Source organism: Nitratireductor pacificus pht-3B (genome assembly GCF_000300335.1).
Taxonomy (GTDB): domain Bacteria; phylum Pseudomonadota; class Alphaproteobacteria; order Rhizobiales; family Rhizobiaceae; genus Nitratireductor; species Nitratireductor pacificus.
The window spans coordinates 202,385-218,476 of the sequence record NZ_AMRM01000004.1 but is presented as its reverse complement, the minus strand read 5'-3'; the positions used below and the strand labels follow the sequence as shown (position 1 = coordinate 218,476).

Below are 16,092 nucleotides of genomic sequence, written 5' to 3'. Positions count from 1 at the left end.
ACTGTGCCGCACCAGCCCGGCCCAGCCAGCCAAACAGCCAAAGGAATGCCGTCATGAAAAAGCAGGATATGATCCGCCTGTCCTGGGATGAATTCGATGAAATGCGCGATCCCCGTCCCGACGCGAATGCCTTCGACGCCGTCGTCGAACGCGCGATTTCGCGCCGCGGCTTCCTGGGCGGCGCGCTCGCCTTCGGTTCGGCCGCAGCCGTGATGGGAGCCGGGGTGCTCTCCTCGACGCGTCCGGTAAGCGCCGCAGGCGCGGCGTTCACCTTCGAACCGATCGGCATCGCCACCGACCAGGAAATTCACGTGCCGAACGGCTATGGCTGGAAGACGCTCGTGCGCTGGGGCGACCCGCTGTTCAAGGAAGCGGAAGGCGCCTATTCGCCCGAAACGGGCGTCCCCGTCGAGATGTCGGACAAGGTGTTCGGCGAGAACACGGACGGCATGGAGACCTTCACCGACGGCGAAAAGACCATCCTGGCCATCAACTCCGAATATGTGAACCCCGAGATCAACCTGCCGGCGGAAGCCGAGGGCATGCCCCGCGACGCCAGCGAGGTGCTGCTCCTGAAGAACATGCAGGGCGTGACCGTGATGGAGATCGCCGACAATGGCGAGGGCTACGCGGTGGTGCTCGACAGCCCCTATAACCGCCGCATCACGCACGAGACACAGATGACCATGGACGGTCCCGCCGCCGGTTCCGACCTGGTCAGGACGAATGCCGATCCGGAAGGACGCTCGCCGAAGGGCACGATGAACAATTGCGGCTCCGGCAAGACGCTCTGGGGCACCTATCTGACCTGCGAGGAGAACTTCAACGGCTATTTCGGCGCCACCGCCGAACGCGAGGCGACGGAGGGCGAGGTGCGCTACGGCGTCGGCGGCGAAGGCCGCTACGCCTACGAGAAGTTCGACGAGCGCTTCGACCTGGCGAAGGAGCCGAACGAGCCGAACCGCCATGGCTGGGTTACCGAGATCGACCCGCTCGACCCCGCCTCCACGCCGGTCAAGCACACGGCGCTCGGTCGCTTCAAGCATGAGAACGCCGAGATGGTGCAGGCCGCCGACGGGCGCATCGTGGTCTATATGGGCGACGACGAGCGCGGCGAGTTCATCTACCGGTACGTGTCCAAGGGTACCTGGGCCGAGGGCCAGCCGACGGAGGGGCTTCTCTCCGAGGGAACGCTGTATGTGGCCAGGTTCGACGACGACATGACCGGCAAGTGGCTGGCGCTCACGCCGGAAACGACGGGCATGCCGATCGAGGAGATTCTCGTCTTCTCGCGCATCGCCGGCTCGAAGGTCGGTGCCACGACGATGGACCGTCCGGAATGGGTCGCCGCCAATCCGCTGCGGGTCGAGGCCTATTGCGCCCTGACCAACAACAAGGACCGGGGCGTCAAGGCCAATGCCGGCGGCGACGAACAGCCGGTCAACGGCCCCAACCCGCGCGACACCAATAATTTCGGCCAGATCGTGCGCTGGCGTCCCGAGGGCGAGGACCATGGCGCGGAGACCTTCACCTGGGATCTCTATGTCATGGCCGGCAACCCGAAGGTCTACAACAACGTCTATGCCGGGTCGGACAACGTCACGGAAGGCAACATGTTCAACTCGCCGGATGGCATGGCCTTCTCCTCAGACGGCATGCTGTGGATCCAGACCGACGGCGAGGACAGCAATGAAGGCGAGTTCGAGGGACAGGGCAACAACCAGATGCTGGTCGGCAATCCCGAAACCGGCGAGATCGCCCGCTTCCTGACCGCGCCGAAGGGCGCGGAGGTGACCGGTCTTTGCTGGTCGCCGGACATGAAGGTGGCGTTCGTCGGCATCCAGCACCCGGGCGGTGCGTGGCCGGACGGGAACGGCAAGCCGCGCTCTTCGGTCATCGCCGTCTGGCGCGAGGATGGCAAGGCCATCGGCTGAGGCGCCTCCAAAGCCCGTGCAGCGCCCGGCGGGTCCAGAACGTCCCGCCGGGAGCGACCGGATGGTCCGCCGGGGCCGTGAATCACGAGGCAGGACGAACGCCGGGCGGCGTTGCCTGCCTCGATCTGCGACTCCGCATGGGCGCCCCGATCTGTTGCCGGGCGATTGGTCACCCAGCGGAGCCCAGGCGGGTTCGTCGCTTCATCGAAACGCTCCCCCGACCTGTCTCCCTGCATTTCCGCGATGCGGATGTCAGGCATTCCCGCCTGACGGCAGTGTCCGTCAGCGGACGACGAAGCCGAGACCGACCGGGTCGGTCTGGTCGACGAGCCACTTGGCATAGCCGATGACCTTCGCCGTCCCCTTGACCGTGGGGATGACAGCGCGCTGATCGCCGAGCTTCGTCTCGCCCAGCAGGCAGCCCTCGAAACGGCCGCAGCCGAGCAGGCCCTCGGACTTGATGGTCTGGCCGATCTTGATCTTCCCGCGCGCCTCGAACACCGCCATCATCATGCTGGTGCCGGTGCCGCCCGGCGAGCGGTCGAGCTTGCCATCGCTGAACACATGGACGTTGCGGTAAAGGCTGTCTGCGTGGTCCGGCTCCTGCCAGAAGGTGGTGAAGTTCAGGCCACGGATGTGCTTCTCGGTCGGGTGGCGCACATCCATCTTGGCGTTGATCTGGTCCTTCACGAGGACGCCCATGTCGGACAGGAGACGGCCGTTCTCGGGACCGATCGGACGTTCCTGATCCGGCCATTTCACGACCGCGAAGAAGTTGCCGCCGAAGGCGATGTCGGCGGTCAGCGCGCCGTAGCCCGGCAGTTCGATCGGCACGTCCTGCTCGAGCACAAAGGCCGGCACGTTCTGGAACCGGGTCCACTGGACCTGACCGTTCTCGGAGGCAACCTCGGAGATCACCATGCCCGCCGGCGTCTCGAAGCGGATCTTCGTGACCGGCTCGGCGACGTTGTGGACGAGGCCGTGCGACACCATCGCCATCGAAAGCGCGATGGTTCCGTGGCCGCACATCTCCATGAAATCGTCGCCGTCGGCCCACAGCATGCCGGCATCCGCATCGGGGCTGGAAGGCGGCGTCACGAACACGCCGACCATGTCGTTGTGGCCGCGCGGCTCGCGCAGCAGCGCGGTGCGGACATAATCGTAATTGTCGCGAATGAACTGGCGCTTGCCGACGATATCGAGCCCGTGCGGATAGGGAATGCCGCCATGGATGATGCAGGTGGGCTCACCATCGGTGTGCGTGTAGATCACATCGATGTACCTGTTCTTGTTCATCATTTCGATGAGTCCTTTTCTATGCGTAAGACGGTAGGAGGGTCAGAGGCCCAGCGCGCGCGGGACCCAGAGCACGATCAGCTCGGGAAAGAGGATCACCAGGCCCAGCACCGCCACCATGACGGCGATGAAGGGAAGATTGGCGAGCGTCAGGCTGAAGATGTTGACGCGGGCGATCACGCTGGTGATGAACAGCGCCGCGCCGACGGGCGGTGTCTGCTGGCCGATGCCCCAGCACAGGACGACGACCATGCCGAAATGCACCGGGTCGATGCCCAGGAGCTGGACCGCCGGGAAGAAGAGCGGCACCACGATGAAGATCATGGCGATGCCGTCCAGGAAGGTGCCGGCGATGATCAGCACCACGCTGAGCACGATCAGGAAGGTGACCGGCGACATCTCCATCTGCGCGATCGGCCCGAGCAGGCTGTCGGCAAGCTGTTCGAAGGTGAAGGCGTAGCCCATCACATGGGCCGTCGCGGTGACGAACATCACCGCCCCGCTCAGCACCGCCGCCTCGCAGAAGGTCTCGTAGAGGGCGCGGAGGGTGAGCGTGCGATAGTAGCCGACGCCGACCAGGATGCCGTAGACGACCGCCACGGCGGAGGCTTCGGTGGGGGTGAAGATGCCGCCCAGAATGCCACCCAGGATGATGACGGGCATGGTCAGCGCCGGCGTCGCCCGCAGCAGCGCGCGCAGCATTACCCGGAAGCTGAACTTGTCCTCCACCGGGTATCCGCGCCGCACCGAGATGCCCCAGGCGACGGCGATCAGCGCCAGGCCGAGCAGGAGCCCCGAGACGATGCCCGCCGCGAACAGCGCGCCGGTCGAGATGCCGAGATAGGCGCCGAGGATGACCATCGGCACGCTCGGCGGGATGATGATGCCGATGGTGGAGGAGGATGCGGTGACGGCGGCGGTGAAGGCCCGGCTGTAGCCGCGCTTGATCATCGGGTCGATCAGCATGCCGCCGACGGCGGCCGTGTCGGACATGGAGGTGCCGCTCATGCCGGCGAAGAACATGCTGGTGACGATGTTGACCGCCGCGAGGCCGCCGCGCATCTGGCCGACAAGCGTCTTGGCGAACTCCACCAGATGTGCGGAAATGCCGCTGCGGCTCATGATCTGGCCGGCCAGAATGAAAAGCGGGACCGCCAGAAGCGGGAAGCTCTGCACGCCGCGATAGAGGCGCTGCGCGACGATCACCAGATCGACATCGCCGAAGAACAGGACGCCGACGGCGATCACCAGCAGCGCGAAGGCGATCGGCAGGCCGACGCCGATCAACCCCAGCAGGATGCAAAGAACGAAGAGCAGTTCCATGGGAGATCTCAGATTTCGTTTTTGCCGGACAGGGGCGCTTCGTCATGCGGCGCCTCGCCTGCCGCGTAGCGGCGCAGACCGACGACGATCCGGGTGGCCGCGTCGATGCAGATGAGAAGTCCGCACAGCGGAATGGCGGCGTAGAGATAGGCGTTCGATATCTCGAGGACCTGGGTCGTCTGGTCCTGGAACAGCACCGTCTGCCGCCATCCCTGGCGCAGCATCAGAAGCCCGATCAGGCCGATCACCGCCTGATTGCCGAGAAACAGCACGAGCTGTCCCGGCCGCGGCAGGACGTTCGTCAGGAAGTCCACCCGCAGATGGGCGTTCTTGCGCAGCGCCAGATAGGCGCCGATGAAGGTGATGTAGGTCAGGAGGCCGAGCAGCGCCTCGAAGCTCCAGGACAGGGCGTTGTCGAAGACATAGCGGTAGATCACCGCCAGGAAGCCGATGACGACCGTGGCCAGGAGGAGCGCGGCGCAGATCGCTTCAAGAATTCGATTGATCATGGCCGCGCTCCCGTTTTCACTGCGCCGATGCGCGGATCAGATCGACGAGCTTCTGGGCGTCGTCGCCACGCTCGGCGACCCAGTTCGACCAGATTTCCTCGGACGCCGCGGTGAACGCGGGAATGTCGGCGTCGTTCACCTCCATGCCCTGCTCCTTCAGGAAGGTGACGATGTCGCGGTCGGCGGCGATGCCGAGTTCGACGGACTTCTTCACCGCTTCCTCACCGGCCTCCGCGAAGACCGCCTGCACGTTCTCCGGCAGCTTCTGGAAAGCCTTCTCGCTCATCAGAAGGTAGGTCACCGTATAGAGATGGTTGGTCAGCGAGAGGTATTTCTGGACTTCGTAGAACTTCGTGCTCTGCGCCCAGATGACCGGGTTCTCCTGGCCGTCGAACACGCCGGTTTGGAGGGCCGAGTAGAGTTCCTGGAAGGGCAACGGCGAGGCGTTCGCGCCATAATGGTTGAAGATGTCGATGCGCAGCTTGCTGTCGGGCGTGCGCATCTTGACGCCCTTCAGGTCTTCCGGCTTGACGATCGGACGGACATTGTTGGTGATCTGGCGGAAACCGCCCTCGAGGTAGCCGATGACGCGCAGGCCCTTCGCGGCCAGCCGCTCGCGGATCCAGTCGCCGGCCTCGCCGCCGAGTGCCCGCGCGATGTGATCGCGGCCGGTGAAGATGTAGGGCAGCGCCGTCGCGCCGAGAACCGGGTCGACGCCGGTGATCGGCGTTTCGATGGTGGCCATGTCGAGGATGCCCACCTGGAGCGATTCCAGGGAGCTCGGCTGATCGCCCAGCGCGCTGGAATGGAACACCTTGATGGCGACCTCGCCACCCGTCTTTTCCTTGACGATATCGGCGAAGTGCTGGACGGAACGGAAGGCGATGCCCTCCTCGTTGCCGGGCACGTTGGCCTTGAGCTGAACGTCCTGGGCCATCGCGGAGAAACCCGAAAGCGCCAGACCGGCAGCCATCGCAAGCATTGCGGCTTTCTTGAACATATCCTGTTCCCTTTTGTTGTCTCGCACTCTACCGGAGCGATCTACCAGCCATGAGACTACGGCCATAACCTCGGGCTTCGCGAGAAGATTTCAGTCACATTATTGAACATTTTGGCCAAATCTCTATGCTTTCGCGGCATTGCCATGCCTGAAACCGCGTGAAACAGCGCCGAAGCGGGACAAGAGATCGGATGCGTCCGGAGAGAGAACAGGGTCAGCAATTGCGGGTCGGCTTCGTGCTGCTTGAATCCTTCACGCTCAACGCCTTCTCCGGATTCATAGAGGCGATGCGGCTTTCCGCGGACAAGGGCGGGCGCAGCCGGCAGATCGCCTGCGGCTGGGAGATCATGGGCGGGCAGGACGTCACGGCGAGCTGCGGGCTGAAGATCACGCCCACCAGCGACCTGGCCGACCCCACCCAGTTCGACTACATCGCCGTGTGCGGCGGCAACGGCTACATGGAGCGGCGCCAGCCGCGCTGGCTCGACGACTATCTCCACCGCGCCGCGGCCGCCGGCACGCCCCTGATCGGCCTCTGCACGGGCACCTTCAACATCGCCCGCGCCGGCCTGATGGAAGGCTATGTCGCCTGCGTGCACTGGAACGTGTTCGAGGCGTTCAGCGAGCAGTTCCCGCACATCCAGGCAGTGCCCGACCGCATCTTCATCCATGCCGGCGACAGGATCAGCTGCGCGGGATCCGCCGGCGCCTGCGACCTCGCCCTGCATCTCATCACGCAGCATTGCGGCCACGAGAAGGCCCAGCAGAGCATACGCCACATGATGCTGCAGGGCGTGCGCCCGTCGACGCATCCCCAGGCCCATTTCTACGGAGAGATGCAGAATGTGCAGGACAGTGCCGTGCGCCGCGTCGTGCATCTGATGGAGCAGTCCCTGAACGAGCCGCCGCCCGTTCCAGAACTCGCCCGGCAGGCCGGCATCAGCCCGCGGCAACTGGACCGGCGCTTCATCGCCGCGCTCAACCAGACGCCGTCACGCTATTTCCGCGACATGCGCCTGCGCTACGGCGCCTGGCTGCTGACCCACACGACGGACAGGATCGCGCAGATCGCCGCCGACACCGGCTTCGCCGACGCCGCGCATTTCAGCCGCGCCTTCCGCGCGCTCTACGACGCCGCGCCCCAGGCCTACCGGACGGTGATGCAGCCGGAACCCCAGATCCGGGAGGTCCCGGACCAGGCGCTTTCCGCGGCGTAGGTTTCAGGTCCGGGCTTTTCCCTGCTTGACGCGGGCAGGGTTTCGCACCACCTGTGGGCCACGCTGAAACCCGGAAACACCATTGTGCCCAGCCTGAAGACCTTCATCGAATCGCGGCGCTTCGAAGCCGCGATCACCGTCCTGATCATCATCAACGCCATCACGCTCGGCCTTGAAACCTCCGGGCGCGCGATGGCCGCCTTCGGGCCGCTGCTGATGATCGTCGATCAGGCGATCCTCGGCGTGTTCGTCGCCGAACTTCTGGCGCGGCTCGCCGTCTACCGGCAATCGTTCTTCCGCGACCCGTGGCGCATCTTCGACCTGGTGGTGGTCGGCATCGCCCTGGTGCCCGCGACGGCCGGACTGTCCGTGCTGCGGGCGCTGCGCATCCTGCGCGTGCTCCGGCTGGTCAGCATGGTGCCGTCGCTGCGCCGGGTGGTCGGCGGCCTGATCTCGGCGCTGCCGGGCATGGGGTCGATCATGCTGCTTCTGGGGCTCGTCTATTACGTCTTCGCGGTGATGGCGACCAAGCTGTTCGGCGCCTCGTTCCCCGACTGGTTCGGCACGATCGGCCTGTCGGCCTACTCGCTGTTCCAGATCATGACGCTCGAGAGCTGGTCGATGGGCATCGTCCGGCCGGTGATGGAGGTCTATCCGCTGGCGTGGCTGTTCTTCATCCCGTTCATCGTCTCCACCACCTTCACCGTGCTCAACCTGTTCATCGGTATCATCGTCTCGGCCATGCAGGCCGAGCACGATGCGGAAGCCTCCGCGGAGCGGACGGCCCTGCAGGCGGAACAGGAGACGATCCTGAACGAGATCCGCGCGCTGCGCGAGGAAGTGCGGGCGCTCGGCCCGAAAGGAAAGGTCAGCGCGGCCGGAAGTGCTTCGAAAGCTTCAGCGACTGGCCCTGGTAGTTCGACCTGAGGTCGGCGCCGTAGAGCGCGTCCGGCCGCGACAGCATCGCCTCGTAGACGAGCCGACCGACGATCTGTCCGTGCTCGAGGATGAACGGGACTTCATGGCTGCGCACCTCGAGCACCGCCCGGCTGCCCGTGCCACCGGCTGCGGAGTGGCCGAAGCCGGGGTCGAAGAAGCCGGCATAGTGCACGCGAAACTCGCCCACCAGCGGGTCGAACGGCGTCATCTCGGCGGCATGGTGCGGCGGCACATGGACCGCCTCCCGGCTCACCAGGATGTAGAATTCGTCCGGATCGAGGATCAGGCCACCCGCCCCGTCATTCGCCAGCGGCTCCCAGAAATCGAGCGTTTCGAGGACGCCGCGCTTGTCGACGTCGATCAGCGCCGTGTGATGCTTGGCGCGGTAGCCGATCAGCCCGTTCTCGTCGCCGCTCAGATCGACCGACAGGGCGATGCCGCCGCCGGTGATGTTGGGGTCCTCCGAGGCGACCAAAATTTCGCGCGCATGGAGATCGGCGAGTTCCGCCTCCTCCAGCAGCGCCTTGCCGGTGCGGAACCGGATCTGCGACAGGCGCGAGCCGGTGCGCACGACGATCGGGAAGGTGCGCGGGCTGACCTCGAGATAGAGCGGACCGGAGTAGCCGGCCGGGATCTTGTCGAACTCCTGGCCGTAGTCGGTCATCACCCGGGTGAAGATGTCGAGCCGGCCGGTGGAGCTTTTCGGATTGGCCGAAGCGGAAATCCCCTCCGGCAGATCCAGCCCTTCGAGCAGCGGCACGATATAGACGCAACCCGTCTCCAGCACGGCGCCCTGGTCGAGCGGGATCTCGTGCAGCCGCAGCTTCTCCAGCTTCGCGGAGACGGGATGCTGCGGCCCGGGCAGGAAGCTCGCGCGCACGCGGTAGGCGACTGTGCCGAGACGGAGGTCGAGGCTGGCGGGCTGGATCTGGTCTTCGTCGAGCGGCCGCGCCGATGTCAGCGCCTTGCCGTCGAACAGCGCCGCGATGTCCCTGTCCGGCAAGATGCCTGCCTTCGCGCCCGCTTGCACCAACACCCTCTCCTTCCACGCAGAGCCTTATCTCCCGATGGTTTAGCGCCGCCTCGCGTTGACGCAAGGCGCTTGAGGCGCTATTGACCTTTTATCCCGTGGTGATTTGGCCGGTCGGCTTGCAGCCACGTAAAAAAAGTCGCTAAAAAGGCCGCGCTCGATCCCGAACCGGCATGCGTCTTTCGCGGCCGGTTTTTTGTTGGGTGTTGAGAGCGATGACAGACCATTCCGAAGACAGCTGGAACCCACAGACCGCGCTGGTGCATGGCGGTGTGCAGAGATCGCATTTCGGCGAGACGTCCGAGGCGATCTATCTGACGCAGGGCTTCGTCTACGACAGCGCGGAGGCCGCCGAAGCCCGCTTCAAGGGCGAGGAGCCTGGCTTCGTCTACTCGCGCTACGCGAACCCGACGGTCGACATGTTCGAACGCCGCATGTGTGCACTGGAAGGCGCCGAGGAGGCGCGCGCCATGGCATCGGGCATGGCCGCCGTCACGGCCGCCCTGCTCTGCGCGCTGCGGGCCGGCGATCACGTGGTGGCGGGCCGCGCCCTGTTCGGTTCCTGTCGCTGGGTCGTCGAAACCTTGATGCCCCGCTACGGCATCGAAGCCACGCTGATCGACGGCTCGAAGATCGCCGAGTGGAAGGCGGCCATCCGCCCGAACACCAGGCTGCTCTTCCTGGAGAGCCCGACCAATCCGACCCTGGAAGTGGCGGACATCGCGGCGGTCGCAGACCTCGCCAACGAGATCGGCGCGCGCCTCGTGGTCGACAACGTCTTCGCCACGCCGCTGCTGCAGAAGCCGCTGGAACTCGGCGCTCACACAGTCGTCTATTCGGCCACCAAGCACATCGACGGCCAGGGGCGCTGCCTCGGCGGCGTGGTGCTTTCCGACAAGGAATGGGTCGACGAGCACCTGCAGGATTTCTTCCGGCATACCGGGCCGAGCCTGTCGCCCTTCAACGCGTGGACGCTGCTCAAGGGCCTTGAAACCCTGCCGCTGCGCGTGCGCCAGCAGACGGAGAGCGCGGGGCGCATCGCAGACTTCCTCGCCGGACACAGGAAGATCGCCCGGGTCATCTATCCCGGCCGTCCGGACCATCCCCAGGCCGACATCATCGCGCGCCAGATGAAGGGCGGCTCAACCCTGCTCTGCTTCGAGGTGGCGGGCGGCAAGAGCGGCGCCTTCGCCTTCCAGAACGCCCTGAGGACGGTGAAGCTGTCCAACAATCTGGGCGACGCCAAGAGCCTGATCACCCATCCCGCCACGACCACGCACAAGAACCTCTCCGAGGAGGCCCGTGCGGAACTCGGCATCGGCGACGGCACGCTGCGGCTGTCGGTCGGCATCGAGCATGGCGACGACCTCATCGCCGATATCGAGCGGGCGCTGGCGGCGGCCTAGGATATCAAGCGCCGTCGCATCGGCGTGGTGCGTGGTTCGTGGTTCGACAAGCTCACCATGAGGGAGGTGGCATGGTTGCAGGCTCCGTCCGCTACATCTCGGAGCTTAGCCTGTTGCCCGATCCGACGTTCCTCATGGTGAGCTTGTCGAACCACGCACCACGCACGACACTGCTGCAGCACGACCCGAAAAGCAGAGCACCAAGAAGCCTGGCGTGCTCAGCCGAACCGCCTTGCCGCCAGCACGATGCGCGAGACTGTCGTGTAGAACGTCACGGCGGCGAAGAGATAGGCCAGCGCGGCGAACCACTGCGGAAGAAGGCACATCAGCGCGAAGACCGCCAGCGTCTCGGTGGCCTCGGCCAGGCCGGTGGTGAAGAACAGCGACTTCTCGCCCCGCGCCTCAGTCGCCAATCCGCGCTTCTCCGCCATCACCGCATAGGCGAGGAAGCTCGCGCCATTGACGTAGAAGGTGAGCAGCAGGACGGCCCCGGCGATCGCGTTCTGCGTCGGATCGGCGAGGATGAAGCCGAGCGGCACCGCGCCGTAGAAGGCGAAGTCGAGCACGATATCCAGATAGCCGCCATAATCGGTCTTGCCCTGAAGGCGCGCCACCGCCCCGTCGAGGCCATCGCATAACCGGCTGGCGAGGATCAGCGCGAGGCCGATCCAGAAATGGCCGAACGCAATCGCCGCCGCTGCGACAAGCCCCAGTCCCAGTCCGGTCCAGGTGATCGCGTTGGCGCCGATACCGGCGGCGGCCAGCCTTCCGGCCATCGCACCCAGCCCCGGATCGATCTTTTCACGCGCCCAGCCGTCAAGCATCCTTCAGTTCATGTCCCGTTTCATTCAGGCTACGCCTTACAGAAAATCGCAGTCGAACGCCGCTCACAATAGTGTCATGGCCGTTTTCGCCCGCGCACACGGCGGCTTGACCGGGCCGGCCCGGCGGCTCATGCTTGCGCCTTTCCGATGCGTGCAGGCCCCATGTACAGAGCCGTTACCCAGTCCATCGAGGTGTGTGCCGAACCGAGCTATCTGCCGGCCCAGTCCGAGCCGGAGTCGGGACATTTCGTCTGGGCGTACCAGATCACCATCACCAACAATTCCCCCGAGACGGTGCAGCTCGTGTCGCGCTACTGGCACATCACGGATGCTTCCGGCCATGTGCAGGAGGTGCGGGGGGAAGGCGTGGTGGGCGAACAGCCCGTTCTGAAGCCCGGCGACAGCTACAGCTACACCTCCGGCTGCCCCCTCTCCACGCCATCCGGGATCATGGTCGGCCGCTACACGATGCGCGGTCCGCGCGGCGCGTTCTTCGACATCGACATTCCCGCCTTCTCGCTCGACGTGCCGGGCGCAGCCATGCGCCTCAACTGAACGGAGGCAGCGTCCCGGCGGCGCCGTTCAGTCGAATTCGGCGGGATCGAAATCATACTCCGTCGAGCAGAACTCGCAGGTAACGCGGATCACGCCGTCCTCGATGCTCTCGGCCATCTCCTCGGGCGTGAAACCTTCGAGAATGGTCCTGATCTTGTCGCGGGAACAGGAGCAATCGTCGAGCACGGTCGTGCCTTCGTAGACGCGCACGCCGTGCTCGTGGAACAGGCGGTAGAGCAGCCGCTCGGTGCCGACCGTCGGATCGACCAGCTCGGTCATCTCGATGGTCGCCATCAGGGCCAGCGCCTCCTGCCAGGCGTCGTCGTCGGGATGGGCGGCGCCGTCATTCTCCTCGTCGCCGTCGCCGCCATGCAGGTCCGGCATGCGCATGCGCTCGGGGGAACCCGGCAGGAACTGAAGCAGCAGGCCGCCGGCGCGCCAGTGCTCGCGGGTCGCCTCGGCGCCCGGAAGCACCATCTTCGCGACACCGAGGCGCACCTCGGTCGGGATCTGCTCCGACTGGCGGAAATAGGTGCGCGCCACATCCTCGAGCGTCGATCCGTCGAGCTGGACGATGCCCTGGTAGCGCTGCATGTCCGGCCCCTGATCGACCGTCAGCGCGAGAACGCCGGCGCCGAGCAGGGCCTCCGGCGTGTCGTTGCCGGCGGCAACGGCGTCTGCCAGCGCCGCCTCGTCGAAGCGGGCATAGGCACGCACGGCGCTCGGTGTCGAGAAGTCGGCGACCAGCATGTCGACCGGTCCGTCGGTGCGGGTCTGGACGATGAACTTTCCGTCGAACTTCAGGGCGCTGCCCAGGAGTACCGTCAGCACCATCACCTCGGCCAGAAGCCGGGCGACCGGTTCCGGATAGGTGTGGCGGGCGAGAATCTGGTCGAGCATCGGCCCGAGTTGGACGGCGCGGCCGCGCACGTCGAGCGGCTCGACGTCGAACGGGACCACGTGATCGTCGCCGGCGAAACCGAATTCGCCGAGTTTCCTCTCTTCTGCACTCACCGGCCGAGACACCATGCAAGAACCGCCTTCTGCGCGTGGAGACGGTTTTCCGCCTCGTCGAAAACCACCGAATGCGGACCGTCGATCACCTCGTCGGTGACCTCTTCGCCGCGATGGGCGGGCAGGCAGTGCATGAACAGGGCATCGGGCCTGGCGTGCTGCATCAGCGCGCCGTTGACCTGATAGGGCTTGAAGACATTGTCGCCGCGGGCGCGGTGTTCCTGCCCCATCGACACCCAGGTGTCGGTCACGACACAATCTGCATCGGTGACGGCTTCCTCGGCGGTCGCCGCGAAGGCGACCCGTCCGCCATGGGCCTTCGCCCAGTCGACATATTTTGCCTCCGGCTCGCTGCCCCTGGGCACGGCGATGTTGAGGCGGAAGTCGAGGCGCGCGGAAGCCTCGATCAGCGAATGCAGGACGTTGTTGCCGTCGCCGGTCCAGGCGAAGAGCTTGTCCTTCACCGGGCCGCGATGCTCCTCGAAGGTCAGCACATCGGCCATGATCTGGCAGGGATGCGTATCGTCGGTCAGGCCGTTGATGACCGGCACCGTGGCGTTCTCGGCCATCTCGACCAGCCGTTCATGGGCGGTGGTGCGGATCATGATCGCATCGACATAGCGGGACAGGACCTTGGCCGTGTCGGCGATGGTCTCCGAGCGGCCGAGCTGCATTTCCGTGCCGGTCAGCATGATCGTCTCGCCGCCAAGCTGGCGCATGCCCACATCGAAGGAAACGCGGGTGCGGGTCGACGGCTTGTCGAAGATCATCGCCAGGACCTTGCCCTCGAAGGGCCTGTCGCGCTCGCCGGCCTTCAGGCGCTCCTTGCGGGCGCGGGCATCATCCAGCATGAAGCGCAACTCCTGCGGCGCAACCGCCGAAAGGTCGATGAAGTGGCGAAGACCGCCGGCCATGCCCGCCTCCCTGTTTCTCTCAAGCATCGGCTTTTTCGGCTGCCTGGATGGCAGCGGCGGCGTTGTGAATGCGGGCCACCGCCTCGCGGATCTCCTCCTCGCTCACCGTGAGCGGAGGCAGGAGGCGCAAGACGTTGTCGCCGGCCGGGACCGCGAGCAGCTTCTCCGCGCGAAGCGCCTGCTGCACGGCGGCGTTGGGCGCCTTGCACTTCAGGCCGAGCATCAGCCCTTCGCCGCGAATGCCCTCGATGACATCCGGGAACTCGTCGGCGACCGCCGCAAGGCCCTGCTTGAACAGAAGCCCCTTGCGGGCGATCTCCTCGAGGAAGCCGTCTTCCAGCACGACATCCAGCACGGCATTGCCGACGGCCATGGCCAGCGGATTGCCGCCGAACGTGGTGCCATGCGTGCCGGGCGTCATGCCCTTGGCGGCCTCGGCCGTCGCCAGGCAGGCGCCCACCGGGAAGCCGCCGCCGATGCCCTTGGCGACCGCCATCAGGTCCGGCGTGATCTCCGCCCACTCATGGGCGAACAGCTTGCCGGTCCGGCCGACGCCGCTCTGCACCTCGTCGAGGATGAGCAGCAGGCCGTGGCGGTCGCATAATTCGCGCAGGCGGCGCAGCGAGGCGTTCGGCAGGGTGCGGATACCGCCCTCGCCCTGCAGCGGCTCGACCAGTATGCCGGCGGTCTCCGGGCCGATCGCCTTCACGACGGCATCGATGTCGCCGAACGGAACCTGATCGAACCCCTCGACCTTGGGGCCGAAGCCCTCCAGATACTTCGCCTGGCCGCCGGCGGCGATGGTCGCCAGCGTGCGCCCGTGAAAGGCGCCCTCGAAGGTGATGATGCGATATCGCTCCGGCGCGCCGTTGACAAAGTGGTAGCGGCGGGCCGTCTTGATGGCGCATTCCAGCGCCTCGCCGCCCGAATTGGTGAAGAACACCCTGTCGGCGAAGGTATTGGCGACAAGGCGCTCGCCGAGGCGGCTCTGGCCGGGGATCTCGTAGAGGTTCGACACGTGCCACAGCTTGCCGGCCTGCTCGGTCAGCGCGGCGACAAGATGCGGATGCGCGTGTCCCAGCGAATTGACGGCGATGCCCGCGGCGAAGTCCAGATAGCGCTCGCCGTCGGTCGTGATGATCCAGCATCCCTCGCCCCGTTCGAAAGCGAGGGGCTGACGGGCGAAAGTTTCATAAAGCGCAGATTCACGCATCCACACGGTCTCCGCTGAGCCTGAGATTGGTTCCCGCGCCTCCTGGCCATCCAGACACGGGACGATGAAATCAAAATGCCGCCCGAGGGGCGGCAGTGCCATGTTTTATCTGTTTTTTCCGATCGGCTGTCAACGCAAACGGCACGACGGCTGGATGACAGCGAAAACGAGCAAACTGGGGAAAACCAAAAAAAGCGAATCAGCTTACGGTAAGGACTCTTGTCACGGAGTCAGCCGATAAGGTAGTTTCAGCCCAAGCAAAAAACTACATTTTGTGCGGCAACCCATACCAACCATCTTAATGTGGTGCTCACTCGGCTTTGGTCGGGCGAAGGAGGATTCGGATTCCGCGCACTGGACAGGAGCATGTCCCCATGAACTGGACTGACGAGCGGGTCGAGACCTTAAAGAAACTCTGGGCCGAAGGCCTGAGCGCCAGCCAAATTGCCGCACAGCTCGGCGGCGTCAGCCGCAATGCGGTCATCGGCAAGGTCCACCGCCTCAAGCTGTCCAGCCGCGGCCGCGCGACAAGCCAGCGCACGAGGCAGAAGAAGCCCCCCCAGCCGGGGACGACCACCACGCGACGCCCGCGCAACACCCGCCCGATGACGGCGACGGTGGGCGCCACCGCCCTCCAGGCGCAGTTCGAGGAAGAGCCGGTCGCCCGGACCTACCTGCAGCCGGTCGGCAATGTCGTCGTGCCGATCTCCCGCAAGCTGGAGCTGACGCAGCTCACCGAAATGACCTGCAAATGGCCGAATGGCGATCCGCTGTCCGACGATTTCAGCTTCTGCGGCAACGAGGCCGGCGAATCCGGCCCCTATTGCGGCTATCATTCCCGGCTTGCCTATCAGCCCGCGTCCGAGCGCCGCAGGAGCCGGTAGACTATCGGTTCAGCGCCGCACGGGAGCGCGATCC

15 protein-coding genes and 1 riboswitch are annotated in these 16,092 nt (G+C 65.5%); of the genes, 6 read left to right on the top strand and 9 right to left on the bottom strand.

The genetic code is table 11. From position 1 onward, the window contains the following. Positions 1-53 precede the first annotated feature (53 nt). Positions 54-1,934 carry a PhoX family protein gene (locus NA2_RS05275; protein ID WP_008594987.1) on the top strand — a complete coding sequence of 627 codons (1,881 nt, stop codon included), beginning with the start codon at positions 54-56 and terminating at the stop codon, positions 1,932-1,934. A gap of 282 nt (positions 1,935-2,216) precedes the next feature. Here the strand turns inward: NA2_RS05275 and NA2_RS05270 are convergent, their stop codons facing one another. From NA2_RS05270 to NA2_RS05255, 4 genes are read right to left on the bottom strand one after another with little or no spacing between them, the layout of a single operon-like run. Beyond that, positions 2,217-3,230 carry a proline racemase family protein gene (locus NA2_RS05270; protein WP_040676838.1) on the bottom strand — a complete coding sequence of 338 codons (1,014 nt, stop codon included), beginning with the start codon at positions 3,228-3,230 and terminating at the stop codon, positions 2,217-2,219. A gap of 42 nt (positions 3,231-3,272) precedes the next feature. Beyond that, positions 3,273-4,553 carry a TRAP transporter large permease gene (locus NA2_RS05265; RefSeq protein WP_008594983.1) on the bottom strand — a complete coding sequence of 427 codons (1,281 nt, stop codon included), beginning with the start codon at positions 4,551-4,553 and terminating at the stop codon, positions 3,273-3,275. Between the two features lie 8 nt (positions 4,554-4,561). Then, positions 4,562-5,062: a TRAP transporter small permease gene (locus NA2_RS05260; RefSeq protein WP_008594981.1), complete on the bottom strand. Its 501-nt coding sequence runs from the start codon at positions 5,060-5,062 to the stop codon at positions 4,562-4,564. A gap of 16 nt (positions 5,063-5,078) precedes the next feature. Further along, positions 5,079-6,062: a TRAP transporter substrate-binding protein gene (locus tag NA2_RS05255; RefSeq protein ID WP_008594979.1), complete on the bottom strand. Its 984-nt coding sequence runs from the start codon at positions 6,060-6,062 to the stop codon at positions 5,079-5,081. A 191-nt stretch (positions 6,063-6,253) separates the two neighbouring features. Here NA2_RS05255 and NA2_RS05250 point away from each other — a divergent pair, with 191 nt between their 5' ends. Further along, positions 6,254-7,279 (top strand): GlxA family transcriptional regulator, encoded by a 1,026-nt coding sequence (locus NA2_RS05250; protein ID WP_040676786.1) that lies wholly within the window; start codon positions 6,254-6,256, stop codon positions 7,277-7,279. A gap of 84 nt (positions 7,280-7,363) precedes the next feature. Next, positions 7,364-8,206, top strand: coding sequence for an ion transporter (locus NA2_RS05245; protein WP_008594975.1), 843 nt, complete (start codon positions 7,364-7,366; stop codon positions 8,204-8,206). Here the strand turns inward: NA2_RS05245 and NA2_RS05240 are convergent. After that, the gene (locus NA2_RS05240; protein ID WP_008594973.1) at positions 8,148-9,251 is read right to left on the bottom strand and encodes a 2'-deoxycytidine 5'-triphosphate deaminase; all 1,104 of its coding nucleotides are present in this window, start codon (positions 9,249-9,251) and stop codon (positions 8,148-8,150) included. The genes NA2_RS05245 and NA2_RS05240 overlap by 59 nt on opposite strands. 85 nt (positions 9,252-9,336) lie before the next feature. After that, positions 9,337-9,415, top strand: a riboswitch (SAM riboswitch). Between the two features lie 48 nt (positions 9,416-9,463). Between NA2_RS05240 and NA2_RS05235 the strand changes: the two genes are divergently transcribed. Continuing rightward, positions 9,464-10,654: an O-succinylhomoserine sulfhydrylase gene (locus NA2_RS05235; RefSeq protein ID WP_008594970.1), complete on the top strand. Its 1,191-nt coding sequence runs from the start codon at positions 9,464-9,466 to the stop codon at positions 10,652-10,654. A 218-nt stretch (positions 10,655-10,872) separates the two neighbouring features. On the opposite strand, the gene NA2_RS05230 is transcribed toward NA2_RS05235, so the two are convergent. Continuing rightward, positions 10,873-11,478 carry a CDP-alcohol phosphatidyltransferase family protein gene (locus NA2_RS05230; protein WP_008594968.1) on the bottom strand — a complete coding sequence of 202 codons (606 nt, stop codon included), beginning with the start codon at positions 11,476-11,478 and terminating at the stop codon, positions 10,873-10,875. Between the two features lie 162 nt (positions 11,479-11,640). Here NA2_RS05230 and apaG point away from each other — a divergent pair, with 162 nt between their 5' ends. Next, positions 11,641-12,033, top strand: a complete 393-nt coding sequence (apaG, locus tag NA2_RS05225; protein WP_008594966.1) for a Co2+/Mg2+ efflux protein ApaG — start codon at positions 11,641-11,643, stop codon at positions 12,031-12,033. 27 nt (positions 12,034-12,060) lie between these two features. Here the strand turns inward: apaG and NA2_RS05220 are convergent, their stop codons facing one another. The 3 genes from NA2_RS05220 to NA2_RS05210 are packed head-to-tail and all read right to left on the bottom strand — an operon-like array spanning position 12,061 to position 15,174. Next, the gene (locus tag NA2_RS05220; RefSeq protein WP_008594964.1) at positions 12,061-13,062 is read right to left on the bottom strand and encodes an Hsp33 family molecular chaperone; all 1,002 of its coding nucleotides are present in this window, start codon (positions 13,060-13,062) and stop codon (positions 12,061-12,063) included. Beyond that, positions 13,044-13,961, bottom strand: a complete 918-nt coding sequence (argF, locus tag NA2_RS05215; RefSeq protein ID WP_008594962.1) for an ornithine carbamoyltransferase — start codon at positions 13,959-13,961, stop codon at positions 13,044-13,046. Before argF ends, NA2_RS05220 begins: the two co-directional genes overlap by 19 nt. Before the next feature lie 19 nt (positions 13,962-13,980). After that, entirely contained in the window at positions 13,981-15,174 is a 1,194-nt protein-coding gene (locus NA2_RS05210) for an aspartate aminotransferase family protein (protein WP_008594960.1), read from the bottom strand. 374 nt (positions 15,175-15,548) lie between these two features. On the opposite strand from NA2_RS05210, the gene NA2_RS05205 reads away from it, so the two are divergent. Further along, on the top strand, positions 15,549-16,058 hold the full coding sequence (locus NA2_RS05205) for a GcrA family cell cycle regulator (protein WP_008594959.1): 510 nt from the start codon (positions 15,549-15,551) through the stop codon (positions 16,056-16,058). Positions 16,059-16,092 lie beyond the last annotated feature (34 nt).